The organism is Pseudomonas sp. 91RF (assembly GCF_003576265.1).
GTDB classification, from domain to species: domain Bacteria; phylum Pseudomonadota; class Gammaproteobacteria; order Pseudomonadales; family Pseudomonadaceae; genus Aquipseudomonas; species Aquipseudomonas kribbensis.
Genome location: NZ_QWFC01000009.1, coordinates 30,617 through 50,840, shown reverse-complemented (window position 1 = coordinate 50,840; position 20,224 = coordinate 30,617). Strand labels below are relative to the sequence as shown.

The 20,224-nt window shown below is 61.1% G+C and carries 13 protein-coding genes and 1 tRNA gene; 10 read left to right on the top strand and 4 right to left on the bottom strand.

Features of this window, described 5'->3' with window-relative positions; genetic code table 11:
• Positions 1-231 precede the first annotated feature (231 nt).
• From fdnG to DXT77_RS01345, 8 genes are all read left to right on the top strand, one after another.
• The gene (fdnG, locus tag DXT77_RS01380; protein ID WP_147406976.1) at positions 232-3,297 is read left to right on the top strand and encodes a formate dehydrogenase-N subunit alpha; all 3,066 of its coding nucleotides are present in this window, start codon (positions 232-234) and stop codon (positions 3,295-3,297) included.
• Positions 3,298-4,233: a formate dehydrogenase subunit beta gene (fdxH, locus tag DXT77_RS01375; RefSeq protein WP_119426329.1), complete on the top strand. Its 936-nt coding sequence runs from the start codon at positions 3,298-3,300 to the stop codon at positions 4,231-4,233.
• Positions 4,230-4,883 (top strand): formate dehydrogenase subunit gamma, encoded by a 654-nt coding sequence (locus DXT77_RS01370; RefSeq protein WP_119426328.1) that lies wholly within the window; start codon positions 4,230-4,232, stop codon positions 4,881-4,883. Before fdxH ends, DXT77_RS01370 begins: the two co-directional genes overlap by 4 nt.
• 3 nt (positions 4,884-4,886) lie before the next feature.
• Positions 4,887-5,813, top strand: a complete 927-nt coding sequence (gene fdhE, locus DXT77_RS01365; RefSeq protein ID WP_119426327.1) for a formate dehydrogenase accessory protein FdhE — start codon at positions 4,887-4,889, stop codon at positions 5,811-5,813.
• A gap of 48 nt (positions 5,814-5,861) precedes the next feature.
• Positions 5,862-7,268, top strand: a complete 1,407-nt coding sequence (gene selA, locus DXT77_RS01360) for an L-seryl-tRNA(Sec) selenium transferase (protein ID WP_119426326.1) — start codon at positions 5,862-5,864, stop codon at positions 7,266-7,268.
• Complete coding sequence (gene selB, locus DXT77_RS01355; protein WP_119426325.1) at positions 7,265-9,184, top strand: selenocysteine-specific translation elongation factor; 1,920 nt, start codon at positions 7,265-7,267, stop codon at positions 9,182-9,184. The genes selA and selB overlap by 4 nt, the downstream gene beginning before the upstream one ends.
• A gap of 6 nt (positions 9,185-9,190) precedes the next feature.
• Positions 9,191-9,286 (top strand) — tRNA-Sec (locus DXT77_RS01350).
• A gap of 89 nt (positions 9,287-9,375) precedes the next feature.
• The gene (locus DXT77_RS01345) at positions 9,376-13,005 is read left to right on the top strand and encodes an AAA domain-containing protein (protein WP_119426324.1); all 3,630 of its coding nucleotides are present in this window, start codon (positions 9,376-9,378) and stop codon (positions 13,003-13,005) included.
• Position 13,006: 1 nt separating this feature from the next.
• Here the strand turns inward: DXT77_RS01345 and DXT77_RS01340 are convergent, their stop codons facing one another.
• The 3 genes from DXT77_RS01340 to DXT77_RS01330 form a co-directional block, all read right to left on the bottom strand.
• A complete protein-coding gene (locus DXT77_RS01340; protein ID WP_119426323.1) occupies positions 13,007-14,302 on the bottom strand; it encodes an OprD family porin in 1,296 nt (431 codons plus the stop codon).
• A gap of 79 nt (positions 14,303-14,381) precedes the next feature.
• On the bottom strand, positions 14,382-15,716 hold the full coding sequence (locus tag DXT77_RS01335) for an ATP-binding protein (RefSeq protein ID WP_119426322.1): 1,335 nt from the start codon (positions 15,714-15,716) through the stop codon (positions 14,382-14,384).
• Positions 15,713-16,438: a response regulator gene (locus tag DXT77_RS01330; RefSeq protein ID WP_119426321.1), complete on the bottom strand. Its 726-nt coding sequence runs from the start codon at positions 16,436-16,438 to the stop codon at positions 15,713-15,715. Before DXT77_RS01330 ends, DXT77_RS01335 begins: the two co-directional genes overlap by 4 nt.
• A gap of 146 nt (positions 16,439-16,584) precedes the next feature.
• Here DXT77_RS01330 and DXT77_RS01325 point away from each other — a divergent pair, with 146 nt between their 5' ends.
• Together DXT77_RS01325 and DXT77_RS01320 are read left to right on the top strand one after the other, a co-directional pair.
• Positions 16,585-16,911, top strand: coding sequence for a hypothetical protein (locus DXT77_RS01325; protein WP_119426320.1), 327 nt, complete (start codon positions 16,585-16,587; stop codon positions 16,909-16,911).
• Positions 16,911-17,585: a DUF3313 domain-containing protein gene (locus DXT77_RS01320; protein WP_119426319.1), complete on the top strand. Its 675-nt coding sequence runs from the start codon at positions 16,911-16,913 to the stop codon at positions 17,583-17,585. The genes DXT77_RS01325 and DXT77_RS01320 overlap by 1 nt, the downstream gene beginning before the upstream one ends.
• Here the strand turns inward: DXT77_RS01320 and DXT77_RS01315 are convergent.
• Positions 17,578-20,178: an EAL domain-containing protein gene (locus DXT77_RS01315; RefSeq protein WP_119426318.1), complete on the bottom strand. Its 2,601-nt coding sequence runs from the start codon at positions 20,176-20,178 to the stop codon at positions 17,578-17,580. The genes DXT77_RS01320 and DXT77_RS01315 overlap by 8 nt on opposite strands.
• Between the last annotated feature and the right edge of the window lie 46 nt (positions 20,179-20,224).

Below are 20,224 nucleotides of genomic sequence, written 5' to 3'. Positions count from 1 at the left end.
ATAGCGTCAGACCAAGCGCTACGAATGTGGATGTACCACCGTCATCGCGAGCAGGCTCGCTCCCACAAGGTTTGGGTTGACTTATGACCAAGGGGGAGCCGACGGTCGGTTTTCACACAGACGGCGGCGCCGTTGTCTACAGTGAAAAAGTCGGCACTCGCTTGCCGCCACCGTGATTGTCCAGAAAAAACCCGGCTCAAGTACCGGGTTCCACCTGATCAGGAGTGCACGATGGATCTCAGCCGTCGTCAGTTCTTCAAGGTCGCCGGTATCGGCCTTGCAGGCTCTAGCCTGGGCGCGTTGGGCATGGCCCCGACGCTGGCCTTCGCCGAGCAGGTGCGCCACTTCAAGCTTGCCCACACCCATGAAACCCGCAACACCTGCCCGTATTGCTCGGTCGGTTGCGGCTTGATCATGTACAGCCAGGGTGATGCCGCGAAGAATGTTGCGCAAAACATCATCCATATCGAGGGCGACGCCGACCACCCGGTCAACCGCGGCACCCTGTGCCCGAAAGGCGCCGGCCTGCTGGACTTCATTCACAGCCCGGGCCGCCTGCAGTACCCGCAGGTGCGCAAGCCCGGCAGCAGCGAATGGACCCGGATCACCTGGGACGAAGCCCTCGACCGCGTCGCCGACCTGATGAAGGCCGACCGCGACGCCAATTTCGTCGAGAAGAACGCCCAGGGGCAGACGGTGAACCGCTGGCTGACCACCGGGTTCCTCGCAGCGTCGGCGGCGTCCAACGAAGCGGGCTACATCACCCACAAGGTGGTGCGCAGTCTCGGCATGCTGGGGTTCGATAACCAGGCGCGTGTCTGACACGGCCCGACGGTGGCAAGTCTTGCCCCGACGTACGGCCGTGGAGCCATGACCAACACCTGGACCGATATCGCCAACGCGAATCTGATCCTGGTGATGGGCGGCAACTCCGCTGAAGCGCATCCATGCGGCTTCAAATGGGTGACCGAAGCCAAGGCGCACAACGCCGCGCGGCTGATTGTGGTCGACCCGAGATTCACCCGGACCGCCTCCGTTGCCGATTACTACGCGCCGATCCGCACCGGCAGCGACATCGCGTTCATGGGCGGGCTGATCAATTACCTGTTGACCGAGGACAAGATCCAGCACGAGTACGTGCGCAACTACACCGACGTATCGTTCATCGTCAAAGCCGGGTTCGGCTTCGAGGACGGGCTGTTCACCGGTTACGATGCGGCCAAACGCACCTATACCGACAAATCCAGCTGGGGTTACGAACTGGGCGAGGACGGCTTTGCCAAGGTCGACCCGACCCTGCAGGACCCGCGTTGCGTCTATCAGCTGATGAAGCAGCATTACAGCCGCTACAACATCGACCTCGCAAGCCAGATCTGCGGCATGCCGGTCGATGCGATGAAGAAAATCTGGGAGGAAATCGCCACTTGCTCGCAACCGGGCAAGACCATGACCATTCTCTACGCGCTGGGCTGGACCCAGCACTCGATCGGCTCGCAGATCATCCGCAGCGCAGCGATGGTGCAACTGTTGCTGGGTAACGTCGGCATGCCGGGAGGTGGAGTCAATGCCTTGCGCGGGCACTCGAACATTCAGGGCCTGACCGACCTCGGGTTGCTGTCGAACTCGTTGCCGGGTTACCTGACCCTGCCCACCGACGCCGAGCAGGACTACAACGGCTACATCAAGAAACGCACGCAATTGCCGTTGCGGCCGGGGCAACTGTCCTACTGGCAGAACTACAGCAAATTCCACGTCAGCCTGATGAAAGCCTGGTACGGCGCCAACGCGACCGCCGAAAACCAGTGGGCCTACGACTACCTGCCGAAACTCGACATCCCTAACTACGACATCCTCAAGGTGTTCGACCTGATGGGCCAGGGCAAGGTCAACGGCTACATGTGCCAGGGCTTCAACCCGATTGCCGCACTGCCGGACAAAAATCGGGTGATGGCTGCGCTCGCCAAACTGAAATGGCTGGTGGTGATGGATCCGCTGGCCACTGAAACCTCGCAGTTCTGGGAAAACGTCGGGCCGTACAACGACGTGAAAAGCGCCGACATCCAGACCGAAGTCATTCGCCTGCCGACCACCTGTTTTGCCGAAGAGGACGGCTCGCTGGTCAACAGCAGTCGCTGGCTGCAATGGCACTGGAAAGGCGCTGACGGCCCCGGCGAGTCCCGCACCGACGTGCGGATCATGACCGAGCTGTTCATGCGCCTGCGCCAGCGTTATCAGACCGAGGGCGGGGCCTATCCCGATCCGATCCTCAAACTCTCCTGGCCGTACAAGATTCCGGAAGAGCCGTCGCCGGAAGAAATCGCTAAAGAGGTCAACGGCTACGCCACCACTGACTTCACCGACGCCACGGGCGCGGCGATCAAGGGCAATTCGCAACTGGCGGCTTTCGCCCAGCTCAAGGATGACGGCAGCACCGCCTCCGGTTGCTGGATTTTCTGCGGCAGCTGGACTGAGGCCGGCAACCAGATGGCCCGGCGCGACAACGCCGATCCGTACGGCATGCATCAGCATCAGGGCTGGGCGTGGGCCTGGCCGGCCAACCGGCGGATTCTCTACAACCGCGCCTCTGCGGACATGCAGGGCAAACCCTGGGACCCGAAAAAACGCCTGGTGTGGTGGAACGGCAAGGCCTGGGGCGGCACCGACGTGCCGGACTACAAGGCCGACGTGCCACCGGAAGCCGGGATGAACCCGTTCATCATGAACCCCGAAGGCGTGGCGCGGTTCTTCGCCGTCGACAAGATGAACGAAGGGCCATTCCCCGAGCACTACGAGCCGTTCGAAACGCCGATCGGTATCAACCCGCTGCACCCCGAAAACAAGAAAGCCACCAGCAACCCGGCGGCGCGGATCTTCGATTCGGTGTGGGACAGCCTCGGCGTGGCCAAGGATTACCCGTACGCTGCCACCAGCTATCGACTGACCGAGCATTTCCACTTCTGGAGCAAACACTGCCGGTTGAACGCGATTGCCCAACCGGAGCAGTTCGTGGAAATCGGCGAAGTGCTGGCGAAAGAGAAGGGCATCGCCGCCGGTGACCGGGTACGGGTCAGCTGCAAGCGCGGGTTCATCGAAGCGGTGGCAGTGGTGACCAAAAGGATCCGGCCGTTGCAGGTCAACGGCCAGGTCGTGCATCAGATCGGCATCCCACTGCACTGGGGCTTCACCGGCCTGACGCGTCACGGCTACCTGACCAACACCCTGGTGCCGTTCCTCGGCGATGGCAATACACAGACCCCGGAATCCAAGTCATTCCTGGTCAACGTGGAGAAAATATAGATGGCCAGCCAAGACATCATCGCCCGCTCGGCCACCACGACCCCGGCACCCTCGGTGCGCAATCAGGAGGCAGTCGCCAAGCTGATCGACACCACCAAATGCATCGGCTGCAAGGCCTGTCAGGTCGCGTGCTCGGAATGGAACGAGCTGCGCGACGAGGTTGGCCACAACCATGGCACCTACGACAACCCGCAGGATCTGAGTGCGGAGTCGTGGACGCTGATGCGCTTCACCGAGCACGAAACCGACGCCGGCAATCTCGAATGGCTGATCCGCAAGGACGGCTGCATGCACTGCGCCGAGCCCGGTTGTCTGGCGGCGTGCCCAAGCCCGGGGGCGATCATCAAGCACGCCAACGGCATCGTCGATTTCGATCAGGACCACTGCATCGGTTGCGGTTATTGCATCACCGGTTGCCCGTTCAACATTCCGCGCATTTCGCAGAAGGACCACAAAGCCTACAAATGCACCTTGTGTTCGGACCGCGTGGCTGTTGGTCTGGAACCGGCCTGCGTGAAAACCTGCCCGACCGGGGCGATTGTCTTCGGCAGCAAAGAGGACATGAAAACCCACGCCGCCGAACGCATCGTTGACCTCAAAAGCCGTGGCTTCGACAACGCCGGTCTCTACGATCCGGAAGGCGTCGGCGGCACCCACGTCATGTACGTGTTGCACCACGCCGACACGCCGAAGATTTACGCCGGCCTGCCGGAGAATCCGGCGATCAGTCCGCTGGTAGGCCTGTGGAAAGGCATCAGCAAACCCCTGGGCCTGCTGGCCATGGGCGCGGCGGTGCTGGCCGGGTTCTTCCACTATGTGCGGATCGGCCCGAACCGCACCGAAGAGGATGACCATCCGGAACCGCCCGACACCTCGGTCCATGTGGTCGACCCGGCGGTGCACACCTTCGATCCACGCGGGGAGGACCGGCCATGAGCAACAAGACGATCCTGCGCTACACCGCCAACCAGCGCACCAATCACTGGCTGGTGGCGATTCTGTTCTTCATGGCCGGGCTTTCGGGACTGGCGCTGTTTCATCCATCGATGTTCTGGCTGACCAACCTGTTCGGCGGCGGCCCGTGGACGCGGATCCTGCACCCGTTCATGGGCGTGCTGATGTTCGTGTTCTTTCTCGGCCTGGTGTTCCGTTTCTGGCGTTCGAACTTCTTTATCGACAACGACTGGAAGTGGCTGCGGCGCATCGACCGGGTGCTGGTCAACGACGAAGAGACCGTACCGCCGGTGGGCAAATACAACGCCGGGCAAAAGCTGCTGTTCTGGACTTTACTGCTGTGCATGCTCGGGCTGTTGTTTACGGGGATGGTGATCTGGCGCGCGTACTTCAGTCATTACTTCGGCATCACCACGATTCGCTGGGCGATGTTGCTGCATGCACTGGCCGGGTTTGTGCTGATCCTCAGCATCATCGTGCACATCTATGCCGGCATCTGGATCAAGGGCTCGGTGGACGCGATGCTGCACGGTTGGGTCAGCCGCGCCTGGGCGAAAAAACATCACGCACTCTGGTATCGCGAAGTGGAATCCCAGGATCCGCCAGAGCGACCGGTCACCAAAAAGGGCTGACACTTGCCAACCATTCTTGAACCCGGGGAAATCGAAGCGGCGGCCAGTGCGCCGCCGTTTCTGCACTTGCCGCCGCACAATCTGTTCACGCTGCGCGCCGAGCGTCTGGAACACCTGGCGATCGGTCATCCGCTGGCCGACTACCTGCGTCTGATCGCCGGACTGTGCCGCGTGCAGCAGCAAGTCCTCGACGATCCGCCTTCAAACGCCCCGATTGATGAGCAACGCCTTGAAGTCTGCCGGCAGCACGGCATGCCGCCGTTCGCCGCTGACACCCTGATCCGCGAGGACGGCTGGCAGGCGTATCTCGATGCCTTGCTGCAACGCTACGGTGCACCGGAACAACCTGCCGTCGCCGATGCGGTCACGTCATTGCGGGTTGCCAGTTCCGGGCAGTTGCGGGCCTGGGCGGTGGCGCTGGTCAGCGGCCAGTATTCGCTGGTACCGGCGGCATTGGTGCCGTTTCTCGGCGCGGCGCTGCAAACGGCCTGGAGCCACTGGCTGCTAAGCGCACCGCATCTGCAACTGGCCCCTGGCAACAGCCTCGGCCAGTGCCCGGCCTGTGGTTCGCCGGCGATGGCCGGGGTGATCCGCCATCGTGGCAAGCACAACGGCTTGCGGTATCTGGTGTGCTCGCTGTGCGCTTGCGAATGGCATGTGGTGCGGGTCAAGTGCGTGTACTGCGAGCAGAGCAAAGGGCTGGAATACCTGAGCCTGGAAGACGATCGGCACGCCGCCAATCAGGCGCCGCTGCGCGCCGAGGTCTGCCCGGGATGCAACAGCTATCTGAAACTGCTGTATCTGGAAAACGATGCCGAGGCCGAAGCCTTGTCGGCGGACCTGAGCAGTCTGCTGCTGGACATGCGCCTGGCCCAGGACGGCTATCAGCGGCTGGCACCGAATCTGTTGCTGGCACCCGGAGACGAATAAGCAGAGCGTCTACACTCTGGCGCAACGGCTTTTTATCCGGAGCGTCTGATGCCTGCCAGTGTTGCCCAGCGTTTGCCTTCCATCGACAGTCTGTTGCGTCACAACGCCTTCCAGCCCGTGGCCGAGCGACACGGGCGCGAGGCGCTGCTGGCGATGTTGCGTCAGTTGCTCGACGACTTGCGCGATTCGGTCGTGGCGGGGCAGCTCTCCGCCGTCGAGATCAGCCCTGAAGCCCTGGCCGGCAGGATTGCCGAACGTCTGGCATTGCAACAGCGCAGTCAGGTGCGGCGGGTGTTCAACCTGACCGGCACGGTGCTGCACACCAATCTGGGCCGCGCCCTGTTGCCGGAAGAAGCCATCGACGCCGTGCAATTGGCGGCGCGTTATCCCTTGAACCTCGAATTCGACCTGGCCAGCGGCAAGCGCGGGGACCGCGATGACCTGATCGAAGGCCTGATCCGCGAGCTGACCGGCGCCGAAGCCGTCACCGTGGTCAACAACAATGCCGCCGCGGTGCTGCTGACCCTCAACAGCCTCGGCGCGCGCAAGGAAGGCATCATCTCGCGCGGCGAACTGATTGAGATCGGCGGCGCGTTCCGCATCCCCGACATCATGGCCCGGGCCGGCGTGCGCCTGCATGAGGTCGGCACCACCAATCGCACCCATGCCCGGGATTACGAAGCGGCGATCAGCCCGCGCAGCGGCTTGATCATGCGTGTGCATGCGAGCAATTACAGCATCGAAGGTTTTACCGCCCGGGTGCCGACGGCTGAATTGGCGGAGCTGGCCCATCGTCATGGTTTGCCGCTGCTCGAAGACCTCGGCAGCGGCAGCCTGCTGGACCTGACCCGCTGGGGCCTGCCGGCGGAACCGACGGTGCGTCAGGCACTGCTCGATGGCGCCGACATCGTCACCTTCAGCGGCGACAAACTGCTCGGCGGGCCGCAGGCGGGCGTGATTGTCGGGCGCAAGGATCTGATCGCGAAGATCAAGAAAAACCCGCTAAAACGCGCCTTGCGGGTCGACAAGATGACGCTGGCAGCGCTGGAAGCGGTGCTTGGGCTCTATCGTGATCCGGATCGGCTGGCCGAGCGCTTGCCGACCTTGCGCCTGCTGACCCGCTCGCAAGATGACATCCTCGCCCAGGCCGAACGCCTGCAACCGGCATTGGCCAAGGTGCTCGGCGAATCTTGGACGGTTACGGCGGAGAAAACACTGGGCATGATCGGCAGCGGCAGCCAACCGGTGGCGCGGCTGCCAAGCGCGGCATTGTGTGCCCGCCCGCAGGTTTCGAAACGCCTGCGCGGACGCTCGCTGCTGAATCTGCAAAGCGCATTGCGCGAATTACCGATCCCGGTGCTCGGACGCCTCGACGATGACGCGTTGTGGCTGGATCTGCGGCAACTCGACGACGAACCGGCGTGGCTCGCGCAACTGGGACCGTTGCAGACATGATCGTCGGCACCGCCGGGCATATTGACCACGGCAAGACTTCGCTGCTGCAGGCCCTGACCGGACAAACCGGCGACCGCCGCCCGCAGGAGCGTGAGCGGGGCATGACCATCGACCTCGGTTATCTCTATGCCGAACTGGCGCCCGAGGCAGGGCTGACCGGTTTCATCGACGTGCCGGGGCACGAGAAATTTACTCACAACATGCTGGCCGGCGCCCAGGGCATCGATCTGGTGTTGCTGGTGGTGGCGGCGGATGACGGCGTAATGCCACAGACCCGCGAGCACCTGGCGATAGTCGAGTTGCTGGGCATTCCCCGGGCGCTGGTGGCGATCACCAAGGCTGATCGTGTCGAGGCGGGCAGGGGGGTGGAGGTTCGCCGGCAAATCGAACATCTGTTGGCGCCCGGTCCGTTTGCAGGTGCGCCGATGCTCGCGGTTTCAAGCGTGACGGGTGAAGGCGTCGATGCGCTGCGGCAAGCGTTGCTGCAGGCGCAAGGTGAAGTGTTGAAGCGGGGGCGCGAGGGTGGGTTTCGTCTGGCCATCGACCGGGCATTCAGCGTCGCCGGTGCCGGGATTGTGGTGACGGGCACGGCGCTGTCGGGAATGGTCGCGGTGGGCGACAAACTGATCCTCGGGCCGTCGGGCAAAACGGTGCGGGTGAGGGGACTGCACGCGCAGAATCAACCCGCAGAACTGGCGTTTGCCGGTCAACGGGTTGCCCTGAACATCAGCGCTGATCGCCTGGAGCTCGGGCACATCCATCGTGGCCAATGGTTGCTCGCCGAAACACTGTTCTCGCCGACTCAACGTCTGGACATCGACTTCCAGCTGCTGCCCGATGAGACGCGCACCTTCGAACACTTTCAGCCCGTGCATCTGCACCTCGGCACGCAAGACGTGATCGCCCGTGTGGCGCTGCTCGAAGGACCCCGACTGCTTCCGGGCGAGCGCATGCTCGCGCAACTGTTGACCAATGTCCCGGTACACGGCGTGAAGGGCGATCGATTGATCCTGCGGGACCCCAGTGCCCAGCGCACGCTCGGCGGCGGCCAGTTGCTTGATCCGTTCGCCCCGGCCCGGCAACGGCGCAGCCCCGGGCGTCTGGCGCAATTGCGGGCGCTGGCGATCAGCTCCAGTCTGGAGCAAGCGCTGCCAACGCTGCTGGAATACAGCGAAAGCGGCATTGGTTCCCAGCGTCTGGAGCGTCAGTTCAACCGTCCGCGTGAAAGCTGGTCGCTACCCGACAACGTCCGTCTTATTGAAACCCGTCAGGGCCAGGTCCTGTTCAACGCTCAGCGCTGGGGCATTCTCAAGTTCACCTTGCTGGAGCAACTGGCGCGTTTCCATGAACTGGAGCCCGACCAGATGGGCCCGGACCGTGATCGGCTGCGACGCTTCAGCGGACTGAACATCGAGCATTCGACCTTCATCAGTCTGCTTGAAGAACTGCGCAGTGCCGGTTCGCTCACCGCCAGCGGCCCGTGGCTGCATTTGCCGGATCATCAGGTGCGCCTGAATGCCGACGACGAAACCCTCTGGCAGGCGTTGCAGCCGCTGTTCGAACAGGCCGGTTTCGATCCGCCGTGGGTGCGCGACGTGGCCAAAGCCGTGAACCAGGAGGACGCCACTGTCCGGCTGTTGCTGCGCAAACTGGCGCGGCTGGGCGTGGTGCATCAGGTAGTGCGGGACTTGTTCTTCACCGACATCACCTTGCGGCAGATGACAGCCGTGTTGCTGCGTCTGGGTAAAGAAAATCCGCCGATTCAAGTCACGGCGTTCCGCGATGCGCTAGGCTTGGGACGCAAACGCAGTATCCAGATCCTCGAATACTTCGACCGCCTCGGCCTGACCCGGCGTCTCGGCGAGGGTCGGCAGATCCGCTCCGACAACGCGCTGGCCAACCCCGGCGCCGACTGAGTTCAAGGAAGGCAATCGCGCCCGGTGGCGCGGCCGGGCTTCAAACCCGGTTGGGGACGGCATCCGTTCCCGGGCAGGTTCGACTCCGGCTGCCTTCCGCCAATTATCTGTTCGAATCAAGCTTGAGGGTGCCATCAATAAGCCACTGCCGTAGAATCACCCTTCTTTTCGCTTCAGGTTCGGATGGATCAATGCAAGGCAATCAGCAAGACATGGACGTACTTCGCGGTTGGTGTGCTTTTGTCGAAGCGACAGGCCTGGCCAAGAGTCGGGTGAAAGAAACCGATGTCTATCAGGAACAACACGTCAGGCTCTCGGCAGACAATGTCGAAGAAGACTCCAAGGGATTCCGGTTTTCACTGTCCGCCGAGCAGACACGAGTGCTCGCAGAGCGCTATGTCAAAGAAAGCGAGGAGGGCACGACTCAGTCTGAAGCACTGCAACTCGGCTTTCCGCTGCTGCGTGTGATCGAGGGAAAACAGGCGTTCTTTGTTCCGCTTTTCCGTTACTCATTGCCTGATGACTGGCATGCCCAACCTGAATTCAGTCTGTGTGTCCCGGTCAAGCAAGGGATTGAAGTGGTGCCCGATATTGACGCGTTTCGGGCCTATCTCGACATAGATATTCAGGAGTTGGGCGCCGAGCGTCACATGATGAGCCTGGCAGCTGCCTGCACAGGAAAACAGGGAGAAACCTTCGTCGCGGTGTTCCGCACGTTTCTGGCCTGGATCAATCATCGCCTTGCCGGGTTGAAGACCATCCGTAACGATGTTGCCGATGTGCACCTGGAAAAAGCCATTACCGGGCTGATCTGCCCGCCAGTGATCAGCGACTTCAACTCTCGTGAGCAACTCAAGGACTACAAGGTTCTGCTTGAACGGCCTGACCTGAAAACCTCACCGCTCTTGCAGCGCTACATATTGCAACGTTCGCTCGGCAACCCTGCGTCGCGCCATCAGTATTCACGTTTTCCGTACGGCCTGTTCGAGCGCAAATACCCGCTGGGCAGGGGGCAGATGCAAACGTTGACCCAGGTTGCCAGCGGCGTACCGTTGGTGGCAGTACAAGGGGCGCCTGGCACAGGTAAAACGACTTTGTTCAAATCATTGATCGCCAGCCGGATCGTCGAAAGGGCCTTGGCATGTATCGCCGGGGAAGACCGAAACCTCGGTGTGGTCGTGACTTCGACAGCCAAAAAAGCGGTGGAGAACGTCATTGACGATTTGCGTGACGACCCTTGCCTGAATGATTTCAAGTGGTTCTATTTCCTGTGTGGGGACAAGGCACAGGTCACCTCTGAAATCGATCGGGTGCACGCGCTTCTACGCAAGCTCGACGAGCAATCCTACGACAAGGAAAAGCAGGAAGCCCTGGCGGACCGGGTCGTCGCGATCAAGCAAACGATTGATGGTGTTCACGTCAAGTTCCTGCGATTGCTTGCAGCTTTCGAGGATGCCCGCTCAGCCTTTTCGGCACTTTCGCCCGAAAGCTTTCGCGAGCGACTGGACGCATTGATACGCGACGTGCGCGAAAGCAGCGAAGCGTTGGGCATGATCGCCCATCAGGAGCCGTCGCTGGATTACCGTGTTTTAACCAGCCACTGCAACGGCGCACTGGAGGCGCTTGCAGTCGATAAAGTCAGATACACGCAAGCCAAAGACCACTTGTCCCGCAGTTACGCGAAACTCATTGATGCCCCATTTGAGGAGATGGCCTATCAGCCGTGGCTCGAGAGCAAACTCAGTGAAACACTCCACTACCATTTTTCCGACTACCCAAGAGGCTTCATGGGATCGCTGCGTGCGTGGATGTCTCGCCGCAAATATGCCCGTGCGCGTGATCACCTGAAAAAAAATTGCCCGGATGACATGACGGCCTATGGGCTCGATAGCCTTGATCATGCCCACCTGGCAGAACTGGCGCGCAATCGAGGTGACGTCTTCAGTGCCGGCAATGCCGAGCACGTATTTCAAACCTTGAGGCAGGGACCGCCCGAACCCGCGAGGGAGGCGTCGCTCAAGCTGCTGGTCAAGGCCATTGCCGAGGTCATACAACGCTCCAGCGAGTGGCATCGCTACGAGGCGGCCCGTGACAGCTTTAACGCCGAGTTCCCGGAAGGCGACTGGATAGAAGTGTTGCGGCTGCGTTTCATCGCACAACAGCGCTCGCTGTTCGAACACGCTATTGACTATCTCTGGCAGGAGTTGCTCCGGCAGAAAGATGTGCTGGGGCAGGCGTTATCGCTCTGGTGCAATATGCTCGACGGCCAGACTGACAGCGGCTTTTACAAATGGAAGGACAAGCTGCAAGAGTTCTATCGGTTGATCAGCCTTGCTTATCCGGTCATGGCCTCGACGCTGGCATCGGTGCAGAAACTGCCTGGATACAAACTCGCCGACCTCAATGGGTTCACTCCCTACGCACTGAGTCTGGTGGATGAGGCGGGGATGGTTTCAGCGGAATCGCTAGTTCCTTTACTGGCACGAAGCGAGAGAAGCATTGTCGTAGGCGACCCGCTGCAGATCGAGCCGATCCGTACGCTGGGCTCGGCCATGGCCGGCAAGCTCAAGGATCGACACTTCGCCGACAACACCCTGTATGAAGCGGTGTCACCGATGCTCGTGACCGCCTACCATCGCGCCGCCGGGACCTTTTCCGGCGCAGTGGACGATATGGGCGATGGCATTGTTCTCGACGAGCATCGGCGTTGCCGACCGGCCATCGCCGAACTGTTCATGCAAATCGCCGGCTATCACGGAGTCCAGGTATGTACCCAGCCCGCTGAACCGCGAATCCAGGCGGCCTGCGACAAGATGGGCGGTTTCAATCTGATGTTCTATGGCGTCGAAGGCCGTAAGGGGCCGCTGCCCAATACCAATCAGGATGAAGTCGAGGCAATCGGGCTGTTGCTGGACAAACTGGAGGGCGCAGGCTACGACCTTGCCCGAGACGTTGGCATCATCACTCCGTACTCGAATCAGAAAAACCTGTTGATCAAGACCTATGGCGAGCGACTCGCCCAGCGCAAGGCGCTGAAAATCGGCTCGGTCCACCAGTTTCAGGGGGTGGGTTTCGAGGTAATCATTTACTCACCGGTGATTTTTCAACGAACCGATCGCGATCAGTTCCAGAATGGCAAGCCCAACCTGTTGAACGTCGCCGTATCGCGGGCCAAGCAACAATTTATCGTTGTCGGTAATCAGCACCGTTTGTTAAACGCCGGCAAATCACTGGAGAAAATGGCGCGAGCCTGTTCTGCCTCGTTTTTCGTCAGCATGGAGCATCAGAGCCCGTCGTTTACCGGCGTCGCGCCGGGTGGCATCCGGCATTATTTCGATTGCGAGCACATCCAGGCATTCGAATCGCTTATAACGTCCAGTCAGCGCTCTTTCGTTGCGGTGGTGCCGTGGATTCGCCAGGGCATCAGTCCCAACCACCCACCGCTCAAACTGCTTCAAGCGGCGCAGCAGCGTGGTGTTGACGTGAAGGTCTACTACGGACATGACCATATCGAGCATCCCAATGCCGATGACGGTGAAATCGGCTTGATCAAAGCCTATCGAAACAAGCTTGGCGCCGAGAACGTTATCCGCCTTCCCGAAGGTACGCACGAGAAAATCCTGATGGTGGATGATCAACTTGCGATGGTTGGAAGCTGGAACTGGCTATCACACAGTTATTACCGCTACTGCGAAATCTCCACGGGCACTCCGCTGGCGTTACGTCGGGAAACAAGTGTCGAGTTGCGGGACCCCGCGTTGATCAATCAATTGAAATCGCGTATCGCAAGCCGTAACGAGGGGCCATCGCCGATACGCTGATTCAAATGCCCAACGGGTACTGAATCACCACATAGATCCGGTCAATGTCATCCCCCGCCTGGGCACTGTTGGCGCGGTGCGAGACGTGGGACAGCTGCACCGAAAGATCCTTGGCCGCGCCGGACTGGACGATGTAGCGCAGATCGATGTCGCGCTCCCAGTGCTTGCCGCCGTCTCCTTGCTGTGGCTGGTATTGGCCGCTGTCCGGGTCGAACGGGTTGTAGGCGCCGCCCTTGGGCGCGTGGGTGCCGTCGATGTGGCTGCCGGAAACGTAGCGGGTCATGAAGTTGAGTCCCGGAATGCCGAACGCGCCGAGATCGAGGTCGTAGCGGGCCTGCCACGAGCGCTCGTGGGCGCCGTTGAAGTCGGCGTATTTGATCGAGTTGGCCAGATAGATCGAATCGCCGCCGACGAAATCGAACGGTGTATCACCGTTGATGCGTTGCCAGCCGAGCATCACCGCGTGTGGGCCGAAGGCGTATTTGCCCGAGAGACTGAACGCGGTGTTATCGATATCCCCGGCGAGTGCCTTTCCGGTGTCACGAGTGTGGTAGACGTTGGCGTCGAGCAGCACGCCGGACTGTTTGAAATGCAGGTTGGCGTAGTACTGGTGCCAGGTTTCGCTCAAGTCGGAGGCGTACAGCGCTCCACCGATCGGGCTGTCACTGAACAGGTCCGCGCCGATGAAGCTGATTCCGCCGGCCTTGGTATTGGCGCCGTAGCCCTGGAAGTCGCCTTGGCCGGATGAGCTGTCCTGATTCTTGAACGCGGTGAAATGCCCGGCCACCAGATTGACGTTGTCGATTTCCCGGCTGTTGAGCAGGAACCCGGTGGCGTATTCCGGTTGCAGGCGTTTGTCCGAGGTGTCGAAGACTGGGGTCTCGACGGTCATTTCGCCGAAGGCGAGGGTGGTGCGCGAGGCTTTCAGCTTCAGGGCGCCGCCGGCGCTGGAGTAGTCGCTCTCGCTGCGACCGTCACTGTCCACCGGCAACAGACCGGTGCCCGAATGTCCCCGGCCGCCGTCCAGTTTCAGCCCGTAAAAGGCATGCGCATCGAGGCCGAAACCGACCGTCCCGTCGGTGAAACCGGATGCGAAAGTACCGATAAAACCCTGAGCCCATTCTTGTTTGTAGTTTTTCCCGCTGGACGAGGGCGAGCGGTAATCGTTGCTCAGGAAGAAGTTGCGGCTGAGCACTTCGCCCTTGGCGTCATCCAGAAAACCGCTGGCCCATGCTGTGTTGGCGGCGCCGCCCAGCAGCAAGGCCAGCGTGATACCCGATGGCGAGAAACCTTTCATGTGTCAGTGACCGGCGTAAATGGAATGTCGCCGGATTGTCGTGCGGGCTACCTCTGAATGATTGAGCGGATGTGCTGAGTCAATCGACAACCGGCAAATCGATCCTCGCCACCAGTCCCGAGCCCTTGCGATTGCTCAAGGTCAGTTCTCCTCCCTGTTCCCGCACGATTGCCCGGGCTGCCGAGAGGCCGAGCCCGACGCCGCCGGTTTCGCGGTTGCGCGAGGTTTCGAGGCGGAAGAACGGGTCGAACACCCGTTGCAGCGCCCCTTCGGGAATGCCCGGGCCTTCGTCGCTGACTTCGACGCAGATCGAGTGCGCGTTGCGGCTGAGTGCGATGCGTGGGCGTTCGCCGTATTTCACGGCGTTTTCCAGCAGGTTGACGATCACCCGCTTCAGGCTCAGCGGCCGGCCGTCGTAGACCAGATGGGCCGGGCCGTTGAAGTCGATGAGGATGTGCTGGTCACGGTAGTCGTCGAGGATGGTTTGCAGCAGTTCGGACAGATCGAACGCGGTGGGTTGTTCAAGCTGTGTACCTTCGCGGAAAAACGCCAGGGCAGCGTTGATCATCGATTGCATTTCTTCGATGTCGCGAATCAGTTTCTGCTGATGATCCAGGTCTTCCATGAATTCGCTGCGCAGGCGCATCCGGGTCAACGGCGCGCGCAAATCATGGGAGATGGACGCGAGCATATGCGTGCGCTCACCGATGAAATGCTGGATCTGCGCCTGCATCGCGTTGAAGGCGATGATGGCCTGGCGGATTTCGTGGGGCCCTTCGATCTCGATGGGCGGTGCGTTCAGGTCGACGCCAAACCGCCTGGCAGCCCCGGCAAAGCGTTGCAGCGGATTGGCCAGTTGGCGGGTGGCGATCCAGGCAACCAGCAAGGTGGCGATCAGGCCGAGAGAGGCAATCACCGCGATCCGGGCATTCAGGGTCAGGCCCCAGCTGCGTTCCGGCGGCGTGAAGGACAGCCAGCTGCCATCGGTCAAGGGAATGAGGGCGACATAGTGAGCCTGAGCACTGCCTGGCGGCCAGTCATCGGGGTTGAACACTTCGATTTCCCGGTGGCTGCCCAGCAATTGTTCCAGCGCCGGAATTTTCGAGGTCTCGACCGCGGCGCCGTCGCCGGGCAGTTTGAATTCGCTGCGCTGCGCGTTCCACACCACTTCAAGCGAAGGGCTGCTCGCGGCACTCGCCAGTTGCGGGCGCAATTGAGCGGGCGCGGCCTCGATCAACCGGGCACTCGCTGCAATCCGTTCCAGCAATCCGGTGCGTTCGATGGGCGGGCGGGCCCAGATGCCTGCAACCTGCACGAACAGGGCATTGAAAGCCAGCGAGGCAAGCATGGCCGCGACAATCGTCAGGGCAATGCGGCGACTGAGGGTGTCGCGCGGCAGGATTCGACCGATCATGAGCGGCTGACCTTGGCGGTGAACATATAGCCGCCATTGCGCACGGTGCGGATCAGGTCGGGGCGTTTGCTGTCCGGTTCGATCTTGCGCCGCAAGCGGCTGACCTGCACGTCGATGCTGCGATCAAAGGCGTCGTGGCCCTGGCCGTGGGTCAGGTCGATCAGTTGCTCACGGGTCAGGATCCGTTGCGGATGTTCGAGAAAGACCAGCAGCAGATCGAATTCTCCGCCGGACATCGGGATCATCACGCCCTCGGGTGAGCGCAGCTCGCGACAGGTAATGTCCAGGTGCCAACCGGCGAAGGTAATGACCGGGCGTGCGGGCTCGCTGGTGCGGTGGCCGTGTTCGCCGGCGCGGCGTTGCAGCGCACGCACCCGGGCCAGCAATTCCTGGGGCGCGAAAGGTTTGGTCAGGTAATCGTCGGCTCCCAGTTCCAGACCGACAATCCGGTCACTCAGTTCGGCCATGGCGGTCAGCATGATGATCGGGATCCCCATCTGCGCGCGGATTTTCTGGCACAGGCTCAAACCGCCTTCACCCGGCAGCATCAGGTCGAGAATGATCGTGTCCGGTCGCGCCCGGTCAATGGCCGCCCACATGGCCTGGCCATCCGTTACCACTTCGACTTCATAGGCGTGCTGAACGAAGAACTTCTTCAGCAGGGACAGAATTTCCACGTCGTCATCGACGATCAGCAGTCTGCTCACGTTTGCAGGATCCATGAATCAAAAGAGGGCATCTAAAACCATTTCGATCGCGGGGTCATTTATTTCAATCCAGCAACATTCCTTCCGGACGGACATCAGCCGGACATCCTCGGGCAAAAAACCTCGGGCACTCTGCCGGCATTCCATCCAAGGGGGTTCATATGAAGGATATGAAAAGCGCTTATTCCACTCAGGGACATGGCGCCGTGCGCCCATTGATCCTGACCCAGCGCACCACGACCGGCGTTCTCAACGCACCGATCCTTTTCCAGGAGACCTGTCTGGGGATTGCTCAGGATCAGAGCCAACTCGTCATGCGTCGGTACTTCGAGCGTTTCAGCCCGGCCGATAGCCACTGGGTGGAATACATCCACTCGATTCCCACGGCGGAATTCATCCACTGGATCATGACCCACGGCCAGTTGCGCATCGAGTGTTCTGAAAACACCCCGTTCGGCCAGATTCAGACCGCAGGGGAAGCGCATTGATGAGAAACCGTCATTCGCTGGTGCTGTTGTTGGCAGCGACTTTGAGCCTGTCGGCCTGCAGCAGCAAGAAAGTCGAACCGGACATGTATTCCGGGTTTCTCAACGACTACAGCATGTTGAAAGAGCAGCAGACGCCGTCGGGGCAGACGGTTCTGAGCTGGGTCAGCCCGGCGTTGGCGACTGGGCGTTACACCCGGGTGTATCTGGCGCCGAGCCAGTTTTATCCGCAGGTTCAGCCCACGGGGCGGATTCCGCAGAGCACGTTGTCCGGTGTGACCCGCTACTACGACGCAGCCCTCCGGCAGGCACTGGGTAAAACGCTGCCGCTGGCCTCCGGGCCCGGCCCGAACACGCTGGTTGTGCGACCTGCCATTACGCAAGTCGCCACCAGCACCCAGGGCCTGCGGTACTACGAATGGCTGCCGATCACACTTGTCGCGGCTGGCGTGAGCACCGCTGCCGGCATTCGTGATCAGGACAGTGAGATCGCCACGGAAGTGTCGATCGAGGACGGATCGACCGGCGAGGTGGTGGCGAAAGTCGTGCGCAAGGGCACGGGCGTGCCATTGGAAAACGACAAACAGGTGATGACCGCCGAGAACGTCAAAGGCGTGCTCGACGGTTGGGCCAGCGATCTGAGCCAGACCTGCGTCACTGCGCGAAAGCTCAGGTGACACGCTTCTTGCGAGACGCCTGACGTCCGACGTGGGCGTCTCTGGATGTCTGCAACAGGCGGGCGAAGGCCTCCTTGTCTATGGGCCGGCTCATGTAATAACCCTGCACCTCATTGCATTGGTCTTTTCCGAGAATGTCCAGTTGTTCCTCGGTTTCGACGCCCTCGGCGGTGACGGTCAGGCCCATGGCCTTGCCCAGCCCGATGATCGCTTGCACCACCGCCCGGTCATTGGCGCCACTGCTGATGGAAGCGATGAAGCGTTTATCGATCTTGATGCCGTCGAAGGGGTAGGCCCGCAGATAGCCGAGCGACGAATAGCCGGTGCCGAAGTCATCCATGTTCAGCCTCACGCCCAGTTCCTTGAGCGCGTTCATGGTGGTCAGGGCGCCGTCGGTATCGTTGAGCATGACGTTCTCGGTGATTTCCAGTTCCAGGCGACTGGCCGGGAAACGGGTACCGACCAGTACTTCGCGGACATCCTCGACCACATCGCTGATCGCGAACTGGGCAGGGGACAGATTGACTGACAGGAGAATATCGGCAGGCCAGGTCAGCGCGGTTTCGCAGGCCTCGCGCAGGACCCAGCGGCCGAGCGGCACAATCAGATCGGTCTGTTCTGCCAACGGAATGAACACATCCGGCCCGAGCAATCCACGGGTCGGGTGATTCCAGCGTACCAGCGCTTCGACCGAAACGATGTCCTTGCCATCGACCGTATAGCGCGGCTGGTAATGCAGCACCAGCTCCTGGTTGCTCAGCGCGCGTCGCAGGTCATCCTCCATCTGCCGCCGTGTCTGGATCTGATCGCTCATATGCGCTTCGAAATAGCACCAGGTGTTCTTGCCATCGGATTTGGCCCGATACAAGGCGATATCCGCGCAACGGATCAGCTCGCTGGCCACGAAGCCATGGCGCCGGCTCAGGGCAATCCCGATGCTGGCACCGATGTGCAAGGGATGCTGTTCGAAGATGATCGGTTGATGCAGGCTGCCGATCAGGCGAGTGCAGAACTTGTCGATTTCCTGACGGGTGTCCATACCGTTGAGGACCACCACGAACTCGTCGCCGCCCAGCCGCGCGACGATATCCTGATCGCGGGTGCATTCGCGCAGACGGCTCGCGACTTCCTGTAACACGGCGTCCCCGGCGGGATGTCCCAGCGAGTCGTTGATCGGCTTGAAGTTGTCCAGGTCGATCATCAACAGCGACAGCGGCGCAGCGTGTTCCTTGAGCAACAAGGCGTCGTCCAGGTAGCGGGCCAGTTTGTTGCGGTTGGGCAGACCGGTCAGCGCGTCGTGCAAGGACAAATGCTGGATCTGCGCATGGGCCGCCACTTCATCGGTAATGTCACTGGCCGTACCCCGATAGCCGATGACGCTGCCGTTTTCCAGGTACGGTCTGGCTGAAAGGCGACAGTGGCGCAACTGCCCGGCGTGATCACGATAGGTACAGCGCAGGTCGCTGGCGTTGCCGCCCTCGTCGAGTTTTCTCAGCCACAGTGCCAGCGGCGTGGTATCGCAGACCAGCAAATGGCCGATGTCTTGTCCTATCCACTGCGCCTGAGAATGACCCGTCACTTCGCTGAAACGGTTCGAGAGATAAGTGATGGACAGATTCCGGTCGACCTCCCAGATCCAGTCGGAAGCCGCCTCGGCCACCGCCCGGAACCGTTCTTCGCTGGCCTCCAGTGCCCGCTTTGAAGCCAGCATTGCTGCGACACTCTTGTCGACGTGTTGGGAAGAGCGCATGGCGTGGCGAAAAAACCAGGCCGTCAGCGCCATCAGTACCAGCAAGGCGGGGCCAAGCGTCGGCAGCAACGACCACAGAAGATGCTGGCCCGGTCGGTCAAGGTCGGCGATCAGGCTGTAACCGGTGCTGTCCAGCGAAACCCGGGGCTGCGCCGGATCAATGGTTTCGTCGGGGGCCAGGGTCAGGTTGTTGAGGCCGTAGCCACTGCCGATCTTGCGCAGTTTGGTGGGCGTGAGCTTGTCGACGAACACCAGCACCGAAGTCTTTTGCGGGTCGCCGATGGGACGTTCGTCGTTGGGAATGATCGCGGCAGCGGTGACCAGCGCGGGCCAGTCTTCGAACAATGAGTAGGTGCTGACGGGTTTGGTCAGGTCCGGCTGATTCTGTACCTGATCGATCAGGTTTTTTGCCGGCACCTGAAGAAAACCGGTGATCTGTGCGTCGAGCAACTGTCCGCGCACAACCGCGTATTTGGTTCGCTCACGGTCCAGCACGAATACACCGTCATAACCATCGCTGGTGAACAGGGTTTTGCCCATGTTCTGCTCGACATACGCCCAGTTCGTGTCGACCCGGTCGTTTAAATGCTCATAGGCCGAGGTCCAGTAGGCGTAGCTGGTGATGTAGTTTTTCGACGCCGTGATGCGGTTTTCCAGCGCACGGGCCGAATAAAAGCGGACGTCATTGACGTCATCTTCATCCAGGTGCGTGGCGATACTGAACAGTGCCGCCGTGGCGGCGGCGACACCGGCAATGAACAGGGCTCCGACCGCCAGGGCCAGACGTCGGGTGATTGCGCCCTGAAGGGTGGCGAGAGGCGTCGCATCGCTGGAAATGTCCATTTGCTCGTCCCTGATCCGGTGTCTATTCATTCTAGAACACCGGCGA